Origin of the sequence: Vibrio sp. 10N.286.49.B3 (assembly GCF_002873395.1) — a bacterium.
Taxonomy (GTDB): Bacteria; Pseudomonadota; Gammaproteobacteria; order Enterobacterales; family Vibrionaceae; genus Vibrio.
Genome location: NZ_MCUV01000024.1, coordinates 116426 through 133163, shown reverse-complemented (window position 1 = coordinate 133163; position 16738 = coordinate 116426). Strand labels below are relative to the sequence as shown.

The following is a 16738-nucleotide window of genomic DNA, read 5'->3' as shown; positions in this document are numbered from 1 at the left end:
ATTAAGCGAGTAACTTGGTTTACTCGTTTTTATTCCTACCTCGGCAGTAAATACGGTGCTGGTCAATGATACTAAAGCGCAGCAATTATATTATTACCCAGTTATTTATCGCTTACCTACTTCTTTACACCCCATTGAGTCATAGCGCCCTTATCCACCCTCACCAAATTTTAAATCATTTAGATAACTATGGTAATTTGTACTTACGTAATAGCCCATATAGCCAACTTCCAGATGGGCTTGTTATTAAGGGCAATCTAAACATATCAAAAACACCAATAGCACAACTTCCAGGATCATTGATTATTGAAGGTAGCCTTGAAGCTTCAGAGGGGGCGCTACGTCAAGTCAATCCAGGGATATCAATTAAAGGCTATGCTAACTTAGCTCACTCTAAAATTACTCACTGGCCTAGTAATATCAGAGTTGGAGGCTATCTAAACTTTACCGATACTCCTTTACAAAGTTTAGCTGGCGGATTGAGAGTTAGAGGTGATCTAAGCGTGATTCGCACACCATTATCAACGCTACCTAATGGGATCATTATTGAAGGAGATTTGTATATCGGTGGGTCATCGATTACAACATTTCCAGAAATAATGACGGTTAATGGAAATATATTTTTAGGTGGCAACCAAATTACTCAATGGCCTAGCAGTTTACAACTTGGTGGCGCAGTTGCACCTTAGAGTTGAGCTCTCTTCTCCATCGACATCGCTCATCGAATTGATAGCCACAAAGAGAGCTAATTGTTAATTTTAATGATTTTTTACCGGATTAGCATACGCATCAATAAGAAAAGAATGAGCACCTTGAGGCAAGTCATCTAACTTATTTTGCAATGTTTGCTTAGTTGTAGCAGTGATCGACTCATCATCAAGTTCTGCAGCTAATAAGTTAATCGGAAAGAGTTGATAATTTTTATGTACCTGACGATCAATCTCTTCTGCCAACGCTTCTGGTGTCGAGTAATCACCGGTCAGCACATCACCAAAAGTGACATGTATGCGCCCTTTCTCACCCGTTAAGCCTTGAATGATACTTTCAATATCTTCAAACTCACCTTTTTGATACTTACCGTCATTCGTTGCTTTTTCATACAACTCTAATGCTTTCGCGATATCACATGGATCATTCTCATAAGAGATAGCAACCGGAACTATTTTCAGCGACTTCATATAATCATTGAATGCGATTTTTTGCTTACGACCTTCAACATGAAACATTTTTAAAATAGCAGGATCGGTAAAATCATTACCATCTTTAGCACGTCCTTCTTTTTGTGCGATCCAAATCGAGTTCTTCGTTTCTAGTGAGTGTTTAATATAGGATGATAGTTGCCCTAACACTTTCATCATCTCACGCGGTCCTTTCGCCGAACGCTTAACAATAAAACTCTTATTCAAACGCATTAACTCTGTTGTACAGGCTTTTTTAAGTAAATTATCACCAATAGCAATTCTCACTGTGCGATGATTTGCTTGATGCAAGGCATAGTTAACCAATGCTGGATCCAATGCAATGTCACGATGATTAGAAATAAACAAGTAGGCTTCATCTGGGTTTAATTGCTCTAAGCCTGAAAAAGTCACACCTTGCGTCGTTTCCGATAGAGCGTCTGATAAGTACTTCTTAACTTCTGCTTGAATATCTTCAACCGAGTGATATTTACTCCACTTTACCTTTAAGTAAATACGTAAAAATGGGCTAGCGACAGTTTTTACCCAATCAGCCTGATGAGAGAAACGATGTTGCAAAATCGCATTAATAAACTCTTCATCATTAATTAAACGATTAATGGCTAAAGGGATTTCATCGTCATTATATGGACGAATATCATGATACGGATCGGTTTTAGAAGTCATAACTCACTACAATAAGAAAAAATCTTTCTTATTCTACCCATACTTATCGACAGTCGCAGCTATGTAAACCATACTTTTAACAAGGTCGGACCAGAATGATCGTAAAAATGGTGCTTATACTTGGTTTTAATGATGATAAGCGTTAACCTTAGCCCCCCATAAATAAAGGCTTGAACTATGAATTACGCAATTGAATACCAAAATATTAACTTTCCTTTTATTGCTATAACACCAAGGAAAAAGGTACTCAAACATAGCCTAATATCTGTTCAGCAGGGGTTGATTCTTGCTCGTCTTGGTAAAAAAGAGTACACCATTGAGCCAGGGCAAAGTCTTTGGATCCCATTTGACTGCTTAGTCTCTATGACTTACTTCCCTAATACGCAAGTTCATCAAGTCGAATTCTCCGCTCGCATCTCTGATCCTTTGCCATTAAAAGCAGGTCATGTAACGCTATCTGTACTTACCCAAGCGATTATTAATAAGCTCTCTTTGCAAGTAACGGATGAGACACACCTCAAAGATCTACTTGCAGTATTAAAAGTAGAAATGACGGCATTAAAGCCACAGCTAAAAGAGTCACACTTAGGTCAACAATTAAATGCTTGGTATCCAGAGTGCGAGCATAATTTAGACCAATCACAGCACCTTGTTATGATGTTAAGAGAAGCGAAGAAAAGACTGCTATCAGGGAGTAAAAAACAGCTTGTGATTGATGAACTATTTTCAGGTAGGAATGAAGAGTTTGATCAGTTATGTCTACTTGCATTTGGTGAGTTAATCTAAGACAGCTTAGAAAGGCACCTCAATCTGCATCATTAGATCGCCATCGTGAGAATCATGCCATCGATAATCGACTCGAAAGCGTGGTTCTCCATATTTTTTATTGCCAAAACCAACACTCAACTGCAAACCATGATTGCGCAACCACTCTTCCGTTGTCATTTGGCTCTCTATTTCCAATAACTCTTCTGGCATCCATACTCCAACACCAAAATGATTATCTGAAATATGTTGGCTAAATAATGGCGCATCCTCTGGCTGTAATGCCCAGTTCTCCCAGTAATGATCTTGAGGCTCCTCACCAAGCAAACCACCTAAAGTGATGACTTGATAGGAAACCGAATCTAAGCTATCTGCTAAGTTATGACACCAAGACAATTCTTCATTATCAAAAAACATGATTGAGCGCTGTAAAAAATCACAGCCAGCAGAGGCTGAAGAGGACACACCTATAGCAATAGAGATGAGATAAGGCTTATAGTTCATGGGTCCTCAAACAGGTAATCAATGATTGTTAATTATCTTATACAGATCATTTCTCTGCAACATTTTTGTGACACGTGGTGTGGTTAAGCTCGCTGTACACTCACCGCGACTAATCGCATTACGAATATCGGTACTGCGGATATTCACTTTCTCTGGCATCGCTATCACAGACCAACGTTGCATAATCTGTTGTGCATTATAAAACTTAGCAAAATTAAAAAAATTATCTGGTCCAACGACAAAAGTAATATCGCAATCAGGGTAGATAGCTTGTGCTTTTTCTAATACTGCGAAGGTGGTCACACTTTGTCCTGGTATATGAAGCTCCTGCTCTAAGGTTGATCTCTGGATATTCCCCAGACCTAAATCTTCCACAAACTCATCCACCAGCTGGCAGCGGATCGTATAATCCAGCATCTCTTTCCCCCAAGCATGAGCAATACTAGGCTCGAGTAAAACAAGATCAAAATGGCTTAATGATTCAATCACACTTTGATGACCTCGGCTCGGTGGATTGAATGCACTACCAAATATCGCGATTTTTTTCATCAGTTTGATTGCCTTATTCATTTAGAGTTTTTTAATTGTCTGATTTAGGTATGATACTACGTAAATCATTTTTTTATATCACCGCAGGAAAGGAAATCTCATGGAACAACTTATTCGTGATGAAATGCGTGTCTTGCCTTCAATTGATCCTATTTTTGAAATTGAGCGCCGCGTGACTTTTATCAAACAACGTCTCGTAGACTCTGGGTGCAAAACTCTTGTACTCGGTATCAGTGGCGGTGTCGATTCCACAACATGTGGACGTTTAGCGCAATTAGCGATTAATGAATTGAATGAAACGGCGCAAAATAGTGATTATCAGTTTATTGCTGTTCGTCTACCTTATGGCGAACAAAAAGATGAAGATGAAGCACAATTAGCACTTTCATTTATTCAGCCAAGCCATTCTGTTTCTGTCAATATCAAAGAAGGTGTTGACGGATTGCATGCCGCTTCTCATGTTGCTCTAGCGCACACAGGTCTATTACCAACAGATAACGCAAAGCTTGATTTTGTAAAAGGTAATGTGAAAGCAAGAGCACGCATGGTGGCACAATATGAGATTGCAGGCTACGTCGGCGGTCTTGTATTAGGAACGGATCACTCAGCAGAGAACATTACTGGTTTCTATACTAAGTTTGGTGATGGCGCTTGTGATATGGCGCCGCTATTTGGTCTTAGCAAGCGTCAAGTACGTGAATTAGCCGATGCTCTTGGTGCTCCTAAAACGCTCGTACATAAAGTGCCAACAGCTGATTTAGAAGAATTAGCGCCTCAAAAAGCGGACGAAGATGCTCTCAATTTAACCTATGACCAAATTGATGATTTCTTAGAAGGAAAGCCTGTTTCTGCTGATGTTGCTAACCGACTTATCAGCATATATAACGCCACTCAACATAAGCGCCTACCTATTCCGACAATTTACGACTAATGCCAATCAAAGTCAGTGATCAGAAATAGCGTAGCAAACATCAAAGGGTATAACTGCCCTTTGATGTTTTATTTTTATCATTAATTATGAACGAATCTCTACATCAGTCTCAGGTACACAGCAACACGCTAAAGCCTTACCAAGATACTGTTCATTTTCTTTTAGTGCCGGAGCGGATTCTTGCTTCACTTTCCCTGACTCAACGGTCACTTTACACGCCCCACATATACCAGAGCGACAGCTATTCGCGAGCGGTACACCGGCTAATTCTGCTTGTTCTAATAGCGTTGTTTGGTTATCACCAGAGAATGTGTGACCATCAATGCGAATTTTTACGGTCTTAACTTCTGGCTCATCAATTACATCGGGAAGATCATTAAGATCCTCAGTGAGTATTAATTCATCGTCGTCGATCCATGAATCAATGTAGTGATCTTTTTCTTTGCTTTCGAGCACCACAATTTGATCGCCTGCTTTAATGATACCTTCGTTTTTTGCTATCAAGTTCTGACCAAAAAACACCGCACCATCATCATTCGCTCTAAATTGCTGCAAAGTATTTAAAGGCTCTTTTGTCGACCTAAATTTACCACTTTCAACATCAACCGTCGTTAATATGCAGCGCTCGCAAGGCTTAACGATTTCAAATTCAACCTCACCTATACGAATTTTTTTCCAGCTATCCTCAATAAATGGCTCATCACCGGATACCACTAAGTTGGTTCTAAATTGTTCCATTGAATGTAATTCAGGGCTACGTCGGTTAAGTTCATCTAATGAGGCCTGACTAATCATCAACACTGGATAACCATCGGCAAAACTGACGTTATGGCCAAGCTTCTCTCGCACACGCCCTGACTGCTCACCGGTATAAAGTAACTCAACGGGTTGGCCTACGACACGTGAGAACCACTCATTCGCTTCATCGGTCGTGGTATAAGCCATAAAGTCATCATCCCAAACGCTCGCTGGTGTTGATTGCTTTTTAAAGTCTGCATAACAAATTCTTAAGCTATTTAGACCTGGATAAGACACCATTAAGCCATCTGCTAGTAAGGTCGTGGTGACTTTTACCATATTTGGATATTGACGAGCGGTAACCATACGGCCATTTTCTAATGCCAACATAAATCGACGATCAAAGGTCAGTCCTTGCTTTTCGACCCAGGTTGTAGAAAGTGCAATACCACTTAATGACTTAACGGGATAAACATTTATCTGCGATAACACTGAAAAGTGAGATGACATAGCAACCTCTTTGCGACCTAAAAATAAGTATAAATATGAGTAAGAAATGGTGAATTCCCTCTTACTAAAACAAATAATACACCAAGTAGTAGAAATAGGATGAAATAAAACGTCTTTTCTACTATCATCCTGTCGCCTAAACGGAAGCGATTGCATTCACATTTTTCGCTGCTGTTAGGCTCCAATCGCATAACTTTTAATTGGTGGGAGCTAATAATGACAACACTTACGATCACACGACCTGATGACTGGCACGTACACCTTAGAGATGGTGATGTACTTGCAGATACAGTACGAGATATTAGCCGTTACAATGGCCGCGCTTTGATCATGCCTAACACTATCCCACCTGTCACTGATACCAAGATGGCATTAGCCTACCGCGAACGTATCATGGCCGAGCAGCCTAAAGCGCAATTTACTCCTTTAATGGCGCTATACCTTACCGACAATACAACACCAGAAGAGATTCGTGCAGCTAAAGCCTCTGGCGCTGTTGTGGCAGCTAAACTCTACCCAGCAGGCGCAACAACCAACTCTGATTCTGGTGTGACTAACGCTAAAAACATCTACCCTGTTTTCGAAGCAATGCAAGAAGTCGGTATGCTTTTACTGATTCATGGCGAAGTGACAACCCATGAGATTGATATCTTTGATCGTGAGAAGATTTTCTTAGATACCGTGTTAGCACCTATCGTTAATGATTTCCCAAATTTAAAAATTGTTGTTGAGCATATTACAACGGCAGAAGCGACTGAATTTGTAAACAATGCCAACGATAACGTTGCTGCAACGATCACGGCTCATCACCTTCTTTATAACCGCAACCATATGCTAGTGGGGGGGATCAAACCGCACTTCTACTGTCTACCTATCCTTAAGCGTAATACCCACCAGCAAGCGTTAATCAGCGCTGCGACAAGCGGTAGCAAGAAGTTCTTCTTAGGAACAGACTCTGCACCACACGGTAAAGGTAAGAAAGAAGCAGCCTGTGGTTGTGCAGGCTCTTATACTGCTCACGCTGCATTAGAGTTATACGCTGAAGTCTTTGAGCAAGAAGGCAAACTAGAGAATTTAGAAGCGTTTGCTAGCCATAACGGACCTGATTTCTATGGTCAGCCACGTAATGCCGATAGCGTAACGCTAACGAAAGAAGCATGGTCTGTTGCTGATACAATGCCTTTTGGTCAAGATATTGTCGTACCAATCCGTGCTGGTGAAGCGATTCAGTGGTGCGTTAAATAAAATAGTGTGTTAATAGTTCGATAATTTCATCGTTTATCTCAAATAACATCCACAGGCGTATAGTGTTACTATGCGCCTGTTTTTTATTATTCACATTCATCAAAAGGTGACTATATGGACACTCAACAATTTTACCCTATTGGTACACCAGGTCAGGCGTGGACAGATGCTGACAAACTCGCTTGGCGCAAACAGATAACGGTAAAACGTTCATATCAACAAGAAGTCGTTTCGAAAATACACGCTCTAAGTGATCGCTTTGATATTGAACAGTACGGCGCATTAAGCTACGACCCAGAACGTTTTCCACTTTTCGCAATCAAATCAAAACAGTGGGATAGCAACAAAGCCACCATTTTAATTACCGGTGGTGTGCACGGCTACGAAACCAGTGGTGTACACGGTGCCTTACAATTTTTAAACACTCACGCCGAGCAATATAGCGATCGCGTGAATATCATCGTAGCACCTTGCATTAGCCCTTGGGGATACGAAGTGATCAACCGTTGGAATCCACTTGCGATAGATCCTAACCGCTCTTTTTATGCTGATAGCCCTGCTGAAGAATCTGCTGCGATCATGGCTTTTGTTGCCCAACTTGATGATCAAATCTTAATGCATATTGATCTGCATGAGACAACTGACAGTGATGAAACTGAATTTCGCCCAGCACTAATGGCAAGAGAAGGGTTAGAATACACCCGCGGTATGATCCCTGATGGTTTCTATACGGTTGGTGATACAGAAAACCCAATGCCTGATTTTCAGCGCGCTATCATCGAGTCAGTAGAAAAAGTGACTCATATTGCACCTGCTGATGATCAGGGTGAAATTATCGGTTCACCTGTTGTGCAAACTGGGGTAATTAACTACCCAATGAAAAAGCTCGCGCTATGTGGTGGGATGACAAACTGCCAATACGGTTCGACAACGGAAGTTTACCCTGATAGCCCAGCAGTAACGGATGAAGAGTGTAATAGTGCTCAAGTTGCTGCCATTGTCGGTGGCTTGGACTTCGTTTTAGCCCAAAAGTAACCGACAAGTGATGCCATATCGACCGTAAATTTGCGGTCTGTATGTCTTTACTATAATAAAATCAAAGTAAGCGGCTCTTATATTGATCTGGCGTTACCCCAGCGTATCTTTTAAACATTCCGATAAATGAACTCGCTTGCTTATAACCTAACGTCAGAGCAACCTCTTTCACCGACTGCCCCTTACGCAACAAATCCAGCGAGTACAAATAGCGCACCCTTAAACGCCACTCAGTAAAGCTCATGCCCAATTCACTCTGACAGTAACGTGCTAGAGTGCGTTCTGTGGTATGAACTTTCTGCGCCCAATTAGCAAGTGAGCCTTCATTGATCGGATTTTCTTCAAGTGCAGTTAATATTGGAGCAAGGTATTTATGCTGACTTGAAGGCAAAAAGTGTGGCTCAATGTTTTCAGTGGCTAATTGATCGAGTAACACTTGTACCAAACGCTTATCGGTCCCCTCTTGAGCAATGTTCACTTTACGATGACGAAAATCATCAATAATGGCAGAGACGATTGGGCTGACTTTAATTAAACTGGTTTGGCTAGGAAACTGATGAGTTAGATGGTGGGCAACATTGATAGAGCAATAATCCAACGGCTTGCGATTATAACTGTAATGCTTCACTCCAGCGGGTACCCAAATGGCTAAATGTGGTGGAGCGAGAAAACGGGTATCTTCCGCCTTCATTTCTAAAATACCGCCACTAATTAGCTGCACTTGTCCCCATGAATGACTGTGATTTCTCGTTTCAGTATTGGATAAAAATGCCTCGAAATTCATAAATACATCCGATGGTGCATCCGCTATCACTAATGAAGGGTGTAAGTTTCTCGTTGTCTTTTTCAAGCCTGCCTTCCTATTATGCCAAAGAGACTATACTGAATACTGCCACGCAATTCTCTCTAAGCTTGAGGTTTTACATGAAGTTATGGTTCTGTACTCTTTTTCTACCGTTGGTGATTAGTCAAAGTATTTATGCGACTAATTCTATGCTTTTTATTACTTATCAGACAGCACAATCTGCCGATGAAAGCAGTGCTGCTCAATTAATCAAACAAAGTGAACTCGATGTTACCCTTGTCGAATTAAATGCTCACCACTTCCCGCTTAATCACCCTTTAACGATAGAATATGGCAGTGATGATGGTCCTTTATATGATCCGAGTACACACTCTATCACCATCCCCTATGCATTTATTCTTGAGTCGATTGATTACCTAGAAAAAGCGGGATTCGAACCCTCACAGGCTTCACAGCTCGCCATGGATACTTTACTGCACACACTTTTGCATGAAATGGCACATGCTTTGATTGCTGATAATCAGATCCCCATCTTAGCTAAAGAAGAAGATGCCGCTGATAACTTGGCTGCCATCATGATGATTAATTATGTTGAACAGGGAGATAGTGCTGCGATTAATGCTGCTGATATATTTGCTTTAGAAGCCGAAGGGAAACCTGAGTATTATGAATTAGGTGATTACATTGATGAGCATAGTTTTGATCTTCAACGCTACTTTGCAACGTTATGCCTCGTTTATGGCAGCGATCCGAAAAAGCATAAGACCCTATTAGATGAAGTGGAGAAGCATTTTTTAAGTGATAGAAAAGATTTCTGCATCGAGCAATTTGCCGTGACCAATGAAAATTGGCATTTTTATCTCAAAGACGATTAATCATGCTCATTGTGATAATACAAAAAGAGCCGACTAATCGTATATCGACTGTCGGCTCTTCTCTTTCTTTTATACCATTAATTCAGATAATCAATTGGTATTATGCACCTTTTAGACAAGCATAAGCGGTCATGAAAGGTTGCTCTTGATACTGCTTTAAGCCTGTTTCTTTAAATTTAATCGCTAATGGATTTCTTTTTAGGCTTTCTTTAAGCTCGTTTGGTGATACCACTTCAACATCAAAACCTTCGCTTAATTGGATAGCAGCTTCTAGTTTGAAACCAAAACCACCACCTGCAAATTTACCTTTAGTTTGACGTTGGCGAATCACCACTTTATCAACTTGGTAGTCTTCCATTAGCTTAGCAAAAGAAAACTGAAAGTCTTTCATCTGTTGCGTATCATTAGCATCGCTGATCGACAGCTTGCTCACGCGGCAATCAGGGATCATAAATGCACCATTTGATAGTTCTAGTAAACAAATAACTGCATCATTACCTTTAAGCTCTACACCACAAATTTTCATGTTCATACCTATTTGATTTCTTGTCATGCATTATAGCTTGTTACTCTCTCAAATCTAGCTTAGCGTTACTAACAAACTATATTTGCTGATTTTGGGTAATGATGATGAACACTAATACACCATCATTACTCACCTAAATGCTTAAGCGACGACTTTATACGCGGCTTCTAGCATGCTCATCCCTAGCCCACTTTTCTTCGTAACTTTAATTTGCACAGGGATTCGCTCCTTCATCGCTTCAATATGGCTGATCACCCCAATCATTTTTCCTGAAGCATTAAGGTTATCTAGCGCATCCAAGGCAATATCAAGCGTTTCAGTATCTAGCGTGCCAAAACCCTCATCTAAAAACAGCGAATCAATACTGGTTTTATGGCTGACTAAATCAGAAAGGGCTAAAGCCAGTGCTAAGCTCACTAAGAAACTCTCTCCGCCAGAAAGGGTTTTGGTATCACGCACAGCATCGGCTTGCCACGTATCGACAACCGCTAATGCTAGCCCTTCAGACTCGGAGCGTTGCAATAGATAACGACCATGTAAGCGATTCAACTGCTGGTTTGCAAGGTAAATCAAGTTATCTAACGTCAAACCTTGCGCAAATTTACGGAATTTATCGCCTTTTTGAGATCCAATAAGAGAGTGCAGATAATGAATATCTTCATACGCTTTTTGTTGCTGCTCTATCTGTTCAAATAGCGCTTGCTGATCGGTGCGACGCTCTGCATCTGAAGTAAGTGCATGATTAATCTCTCCTTCACGCTGTATCACTTGCTCATTAACCTTCATTTGGTTTGCTAAGCTTTCCATCACATCGTGTTTTGCTGTCTTACGCCACAATTCCGCTTCCGGCAAACCATCAAGCTTAGTCGCTGCCTGCTCACAAGCCTCCATGACTGCTGCGGCTCTTTCTCTGCGTGTATCAAGTTGAGACTTTAATTGCTCTAACTGCACTCGATCTTGCTCGGAAAGTAACGCTTGCTCAAATTCACTTTGGCTTGCAAACGGGCTTTGCTGCAAGCTTTCATCCCAATTTGTACGGCGCTTCGCCACCAGTACCACTTGATCTTCAAGCGATTGCTTCAGCACAGATAACTCACCTTGCAGGGCATGATGCGTTTTCACTACTGCCTCATGCAGTTCCAACACTGAACGGTGCTGAGTTTCGTGATCACGTAACTGTTGCGCCATTGTTGTTCGCTCTGCTTTGACCTCTTTTTCACCAAATAGAGCATGACGCTGCGCTTTTTGGTCTGTCAGTTGTAAAGTGATCTGTGCTTGTTTTTCGCTAACGTCAGCCTGCTTATTGATCAGTTGCTCAATCGTTTTTTGGCTCGTCTGCTGATCTTTCTCTAAGCTATCGATTCTGTGTGCTAGGCTATTGTATTGCTCATTCGTCTGTGACCACTTGATCGCATCCGCTTGCTTCCCTTGTAGCCATACACCAATCGCTTCATTGTCATCGAGTGTGTAATGAGCATCGGCAAAAGCCTGACGTAGCGCACTCTCTTGAATGCCTTGCTGCTGGTTACTGTTATCAATTCGAGCTTGGATTTGAGCTAGCTGGCTCTTAGCATCCATGACGGCTTGCTGATGAAGGTTAAGCTGATGTTTTGTTTTTTCAAACTCAAGAGAAAAGTCTGCTAAAGCCTTCTGCTGCTCACTCAATAGTGCTTCGGCTTTATCGCATTGCTCAATCACAGCGGACAACGAACGCTTATCTTGCTCAAGTTGATGAAAGTAAACCTCTAACTTAGCTTGATCATCAATCGCTAATGGTTGCGATAGGTGGCGTGTTTGTTGTTGCCATTGCTGCGCCAATAACGGTATTTGCGCCTCTAACCATTGCGCTCTATTGACCAACTCTTGTTGATAACGCTCTAGCGAGTCCAGTTCGTTACGTGTTTCTCGCCCCTTAGTTTCAATTTGCTCAAAGGTATGCTGCGCGTTATTTAACTGCTCAACAATCCCCACGCCTTGCGCTTGCCCATCAGCACTGATCTTAGGGTGATCAAACGAACCACATAGTGGGCATTCAGAATCTGCGCTCAATAACTGGCGATAATGGGCTAAATGTTCTTCTTGAGAGGCTTGAGTTTTTAACGACTCACATAACTGTTTTTGAGTTTGGTATTGAGCACGTAAATGCCCACGAGTGACCTGGGCTTGATTGATTTTTTCTGCCGTTTCACTGTGCGCTTTTTGCTTGTCTAGTAACTCGCTTTGATATTGTTGATGCTGACTCTGCAGATTAACCAATGCATATTGAGCTGCCAACGCTTCACTAAGCTGGGTAAAACGTTGCGATAATACATGCTTATCACCGTGCGTAGCATGAAGTGCCTGCTTTTCACTTTCAGCCTGCAGCAAAGCTTGGTTAATGCGCTGCTCTTCTTGTTGCTTGGCTGCAATAGTTTGCTCAACGACACTCACTGACTGCTGTCGCTTTTGGTATTCTGCTTGTTGTGATGCTTGCTCACTCAATGCGACTTTTATCTCATGCGCTATCTGTTCTAGTTGCTGATATTTCGCTTCCCACCCGGTTAACTGCTCCATCAATGCCGCGTCAGATTGATGCGATTTAATGTAGTTAGCAAACTTTTGAACGGTTTCATTCAATTTAATGATTTCATTACGTTCAGCCTGTTGCTTCGCTTGAGCCAAAGTTAGTTCTTGCTCAACATCGTGCAAATGAGATTGATGATGCTGATGAGTTTGCATTGCCTGCGCAATGGCATTATCTAGTGGTAACACCTGTTCATTAATTAACTGCTCTAAAGAGGTATGCGCCGCCTTGCTCTTCGACAATGTATTTGCTGCGTGCTCTAAGTTCTCAGCATGACGCTGTAAGTTTTGAGTAATGTTCTGTTGTTCAACGGCTTTATGTGTATGCTTAACTTCTAACTCTTGATGCTGCTGTAAAACATCTTGATAGAGATTAAATGGAACTCGAAGTTTTTCTGCCGGTTCATTTTGCGCTAACTTCGTCAGTGAAGGTTGAGCTTGTTCACTGGCTTGCTGCGCATCACCTTGCTCTTGATGTGCCTTGGCTAAGTTAGCCTTTGCTTCGTCCGTCTGCTCCCACCATTTTAGGTGCTGTTGCCACTGTTTTAGTTCATTATCAAGTTGCTGCTTACTTTGCTTAACAGTTGCGAGTTCTGTTTGATAATCTTCTAACTGCTCTGCCGATAGCAATTGCACGCCTTTCGCTTGAGCTTGCAAGTCCGATAGCGTGTTTTTCGCTTGAGTGAAGTGTTCATGGACTTTTTCAGAAATCAGACCATAAATTTCCGTCCCGGTTAGTTCTTCTAATAGCTCAGCTCGCTCTGATTCTTTTGCATTCAAGAAAGCAGCAAATTGCCCTTGAGATAACATCATTGATTTAGTAAAGCGAGCAAAGTCTAGCCCGGTAAGTGATTCCACCAGCTCATCTTTTTTCTTCACTTGATTAGCTAAAATACTGCCTGATTCTATTTCAGCGAGTTCAACTTGCGCAGCTTGTAAGTTACCATCCGCTTTACCACGCGAGCGGCGCATGCTCCAAAATGAACGAAAAGCCTTTCCTTTTACTTCAAACTCAACTTCAGCAAAGCAATCAGCACAACCTCGAGTCATGATTTCATTGTTAGAAGTAGAGATCGCACCAAGACGTGGCGTTTTGTGGTACAAACCTAAACAAATCGCATCGAGTAAGGTGGTTTTGCCAGCACCGGTTGGTCCAGTAATTGCGAACAAGCCATTATCGCTAAATGGAGGTTGAGTAAAGTCGACTTTCCACTCACCTTTAAGAGAGTTAAGGTTTGCAAAGCGTAAAGTTAGAATCCTCATGATGACACCTCGTTATGCTCAACATCTGATACGATTTCTTTAAATGTTTGGGTAATTCGCTGTAAACGGGATTGCTCTTCTTCGCTATCAAAGCTTTCCATTGCCACACGTTTATTAAACACATCAAATGGCGTTAACTCTGCCAAGGTTTCATTTTTTTGCTGACTTAACTGATGCGCTTTGCCTTGTCGCGAACGGCGCAGTTGCAGCACTTCTACGCTCATATTTTCAGGTGTTAAGCTATCGATCATGGTTTGAATTTGCGTTTGCAGATCAGAAAGGTAATCTTGTCCTGCCACCTCAATGGATAACCAAATTGAGTCAGATTGGCTGTTGCTAACCAATTCACGCAAGGTTAACTCTAGGCTCTCTAAGTCACCTTTTACTGCGTGCATTTCCTGAAAAGAAGGCACTGCGATAGGATCAATTGAAGGATCTCCCTCAATAGCAAAGTCAACAATCAGCACTTGTTTATTGGACTTTAATTCATCAAAACTTAAGGCAATTGGTGAGCCGCTATAGCGAATATGCTCTTGTTTTGCCACCACTTGTGGACGGTGAATATGACCAAGAGCAATATAATCAGCAGGTGGAAATCCTTTCGCATCAAAACCATCTAAAGTACCAATATAGATATCACGGACAGAATCGCTGCTGGTCACACCTAATGCGGTTAAATGACCGGTAGTAATAATCGGTACTGTTACATTTTCGGCGGCTCTTAATGTTAATGCTCGTTGGTATAGACGGTGATAGTGCGCTGAAATAGCGTTGCTCAAGTTCTTTTGTTTATCTAGCCCCGACTCTCCCGATTGACTTGCAACAACATCACGCGCTCGCACAAAAGGCACCGCGCAAAGATAAGCACCTAGCTTTCCATTACTGGTTAGCTCAATGATTTGTTCATCTAAGTCATCACTCGTATTGGCAACGACATATGCATCTAAGCAGGCAAGGAGCTGTTTTGACTCATTCAGTGTTGATACTGAATCATGGTTTCCACCTAAAACCACTAGCTGACATCCAGTGGTGCTTAAGTTAACCACAAATTGGTTATACATCTCTCGAGCATAACTTGGTGGTGAACCCGTATCGAAGACGTCACCGGCAATAATCAAGGCATCGATACGCTCTGCTGTGACTAAATCTAATAGCCAAGTCAAAAAGGCTTGATGCTCATGTTTGCGGCTTTTGGTGAAAAAATGCTGCCCTAAATGCCAATCGGAGGTGTGTAATATACGCATAGATAATATCTTCTTAAGCCATTGCTGTTTTAGCGTCTAATAATCATTTTATTGTGCCTACATCGTCAGAGTAGTGGAAGTAATCAATCGCCCACGTCATCAATAATCTGCCAACATAATTTACAGATCGCACTTTTATTACTACGGTTTCTGTAGCTAATACTTTAACAAGAGTATCAATGTCTTGTTGGTTTTTTACAAATAGGAATTCAATAATATGACGGATCGCCAACGCGACATTACGTTACGCTTCTTAGCCGAACCAAGTGACGTGAATTTTGGAGGTAAGGTACACGGTGGAGCGGTCATGAAATGGATTGACCTCGCCGCCTATGCTTGCAGTGCTGGATGGAGTGGTAAGTACTGTATCACAGCTTACGCAGGGGGGATTCGCTTCGTTTCACCGATTCATGTTGGCAATCTTGTCGAAGTAAAAGCCAAAGTGATTTACACTGGCACTTCTTCAATGCATATCGCTCTCGATGTACAAGCAAGCGATCCAAAGCAGTTAGAACGCCGCTTAACCACCCACTGCATTGTGATTATGGTCGCCGTTAACGAAACCGGGAAACCGACGCCAATACCGGAATGGATACCTCAAACTGAAACGGATATAAAACTTCGTGAATCAGCCATCACCTTAATGAATATGAGAAAGCAAATTGGTGATGAGATGCAAGCTCACGTAGAGCACTTAAAATAGTCAATATTCCTAAAAATAGACCGATTGTAATTTTTACCCCTGTTGTCATCTTTCTTTCATGTTTTTTTGTTTCAATACTGCATCAAATGGAAATGAAACCAATTACAGGGGGATACTTTGAATAAAAATGGAACGACATTAAGTGAAGGTACCATTGTTGACCTAACTTCAGTTGAGTATCAGTGGGTTAGAAGTCTGTATGTTGAAGGTTATGATTCAGACGAAATTAACCACTACATTCGAGCTTGCTTTGGTGGCGATCACCTGTTTGCTGATTTATTTCGCAAAGTCGCATTGCAACAAGAGAGCATTTACATTCTGATGCAACATTTAGGCTGCGCACCATCGAGTCGAGAGTTTTAGCTTCTTTTCTTGCCCTAAATTTATCGCTTTACCTTCTTCCTTTAATACTGAACACATAAACGAATGTGGTCAAAATCTCCTGACGCCAGAAACTACTCAAATCTACTCATATAAAAACTAACATCACCACTATTTATCAGCATGACATTATAATTCCCATTTTTTAGATCATATCGCCTCTTTCAAAAACTCTAGCGAAAAAAAACCCAAGTCAGTGACTTGGGTTAGAGTTACAAAAACAATTAGCAAAAATGG

Annotated in this window: 16 protein-coding genes; 8 read left to right on the top strand and 8 right to left on the bottom strand. The window is 41.5% G+C overall.

Annotation, left to right across the window (positions count from 1 at the left end; genetic code table 11):
- Positions 1-65 precede the first annotated feature (65 nt).
- The gene (locus tag BCU68_RS09175) at positions 66-689 is read left to right on the top strand and encodes a hypothetical protein (RefSeq protein ID WP_198591712.1); all 624 of its coding nucleotides are present in this window, start codon (positions 66-68) and stop codon (positions 687-689) included.
- A gap of 69 nt (positions 690-758) precedes the next feature.
- Here BCU68_RS09175 and BCU68_RS09170 read toward each other — a convergent pair whose 3' ends face one another.
- Positions 759-1865, bottom strand: a complete 1107-nt coding sequence (locus BCU68_RS09170; protein WP_102564472.1) for a 1-acyl-sn-glycerol-3-phosphate acyltransferase — start codon at positions 1863-1865, stop codon at positions 759-761.
- 177 nt (positions 1866-2042) lie between these two features.
- Between BCU68_RS09170 and BCU68_RS09165 the strand changes: the two genes are divergently transcribed.
- The gene (locus BCU68_RS09165; RefSeq protein WP_102564471.1) at positions 2043-2651 is read left to right on the top strand and encodes an AraC family transcriptional regulator; all 609 of its coding nucleotides are present in this window, start codon (positions 2043-2045) and stop codon (positions 2649-2651) included.
- A 6-nt stretch (positions 2652-2657) separates the two neighbouring features.
- On the opposite strand, the gene BCU68_RS09160 is transcribed toward BCU68_RS09165, so the two are convergent.
- Positions 2658-3134, bottom strand: a complete 477-nt coding sequence (locus BCU68_RS09160) for a hypothetical protein (RefSeq protein ID WP_102564470.1) — start codon at positions 3132-3134, stop codon at positions 2658-2660.
- 18 nt (positions 3135-3152) lie between these two features.
- Positions 3153-3683 (bottom strand): nicotinate-nicotinamide nucleotide adenylyltransferase, encoded by a 531-nt coding sequence (locus tag BCU68_RS09155; protein ID WP_102564469.1) that lies wholly within the window; start codon positions 3681-3683, stop codon positions 3153-3155.
- Positions 3684-3783: 100 nt separating this feature from the next.
- Here BCU68_RS09155 and nadE point away from each other — a divergent pair, with 100 nt between their 5' ends.
- Positions 3784-4614 (top strand): ammonia-dependent NAD(+) synthetase, encoded by an 831-nt coding sequence (gene nadE / locus BCU68_RS09150; protein WP_102564468.1) that lies wholly within the window; start codon positions 3784-3786, stop codon positions 4612-4614.
- Positions 4615-4698: 84 nt separating this feature from the next.
- Here the strand turns inward: nadE and BCU68_RS09145 are convergent, their stop codons facing one another.
- The gene (locus BCU68_RS09145; protein WP_102564467.1) at positions 4699-5862 is read right to left on the bottom strand and encodes a YcbX family protein; all 1164 of its coding nucleotides are present in this window, start codon (positions 5860-5862) and stop codon (positions 4699-4701) included.
- A gap of 216 nt (positions 5863-6078) precedes the next feature.
- Here BCU68_RS09145 and pyrC point away from each other — a divergent pair, with 216 nt between their 5' ends.
- A complete protein-coding gene (gene pyrC, locus BCU68_RS09140; protein WP_102564466.1) occupies positions 6079-7107 on the top strand; it encodes a dihydroorotase in 1029 nt (342 codons plus the stop codon).
- A gap of 114 nt (positions 7108-7221) precedes the next feature.
- Positions 7222-8142: a M14 family metallocarboxypeptidase gene (locus tag BCU68_RS09135; RefSeq protein WP_102564465.1), complete on the top strand. Its 921-nt coding sequence runs from the start codon at positions 7222-7224 to the stop codon at positions 8140-8142.
- A 61-nt stretch (positions 8143-8203) separates the two neighbouring features.
- On the opposite strand, the gene BCU68_RS09130 is transcribed toward BCU68_RS09135, so the two are convergent.
- Positions 8204-8992 (bottom strand): helix-turn-helix transcriptional regulator, encoded by a 789-nt coding sequence (locus BCU68_RS09130; protein WP_102564464.1) that lies wholly within the window; start codon positions 8990-8992, stop codon positions 8204-8206.
- Between the two features lie 143 nt (positions 8993-9135).
- Between BCU68_RS09130 and BCU68_RS09125 the strand changes: the two genes are divergently transcribed.
- The gene (locus BCU68_RS09125) at positions 9136-9822 is read left to right on the top strand and encodes a DUF4344 domain-containing metallopeptidase (protein ID WP_241901335.1); all 687 of its coding nucleotides are present in this window, start codon (positions 9136-9138) and stop codon (positions 9820-9822) included.
- Positions 9823-9922: 100 nt separating this feature from the next.
- On the opposite strand, the gene BCU68_RS09120 is transcribed toward BCU68_RS09125, so the two are convergent.
- The 3 genes from BCU68_RS09120 to sbcD all read right to left on the bottom strand — a co-directional run bounded on the left by BCU68_RS09120 (position 9923) and on the right by sbcD (position 15417).
- Positions 9923-10348: a DUF3010 family protein gene (locus BCU68_RS09120; RefSeq protein WP_102564462.1), complete on the bottom strand. Its 426-nt coding sequence runs from the start codon at positions 10346-10348 to the stop codon at positions 9923-9925.
- Between the two features lie 141 nt (positions 10349-10489).
- Complete coding sequence (locus BCU68_RS09115; protein WP_102564461.1) at positions 10490-14173, bottom strand: AAA family ATPase; 3684 nt, start codon at positions 14171-14173, stop codon at positions 10490-10492.
- Positions 14170-15417 (bottom strand): exonuclease subunit SbcD, encoded by a 1248-nt coding sequence (sbcD, locus tag BCU68_RS09110; protein WP_102564460.1) that lies wholly within the window; start codon positions 15415-15417, stop codon positions 14170-14172. Before sbcD ends, BCU68_RS09115 begins: the two co-directional genes overlap by 4 nt.
- A 217-nt stretch (positions 15418-15634) precedes the next feature.
- Between sbcD and BCU68_RS09105 the strand changes: the two genes are divergently transcribed.
- Both BCU68_RS09105 and BCU68_RS09100 read left to right on the top strand, forming a co-directional pair.
- Positions 15635-16120: an acyl-CoA thioesterase gene (locus tag BCU68_RS09105; protein WP_102564459.1), complete on the top strand. Its 486-nt coding sequence runs from the start codon at positions 15635-15637 to the stop codon at positions 16118-16120.
- A 117-nt stretch (positions 16121-16237) separates the two neighbouring features.
- Complete coding sequence (locus BCU68_RS09100) at positions 16238-16483, top strand: hypothetical protein (protein WP_102564458.1); 246 nt, start codon at positions 16238-16240, stop codon at positions 16481-16483.
- The last annotated feature ends 255 nt before the right edge of the window (positions 16484-16738 follow it).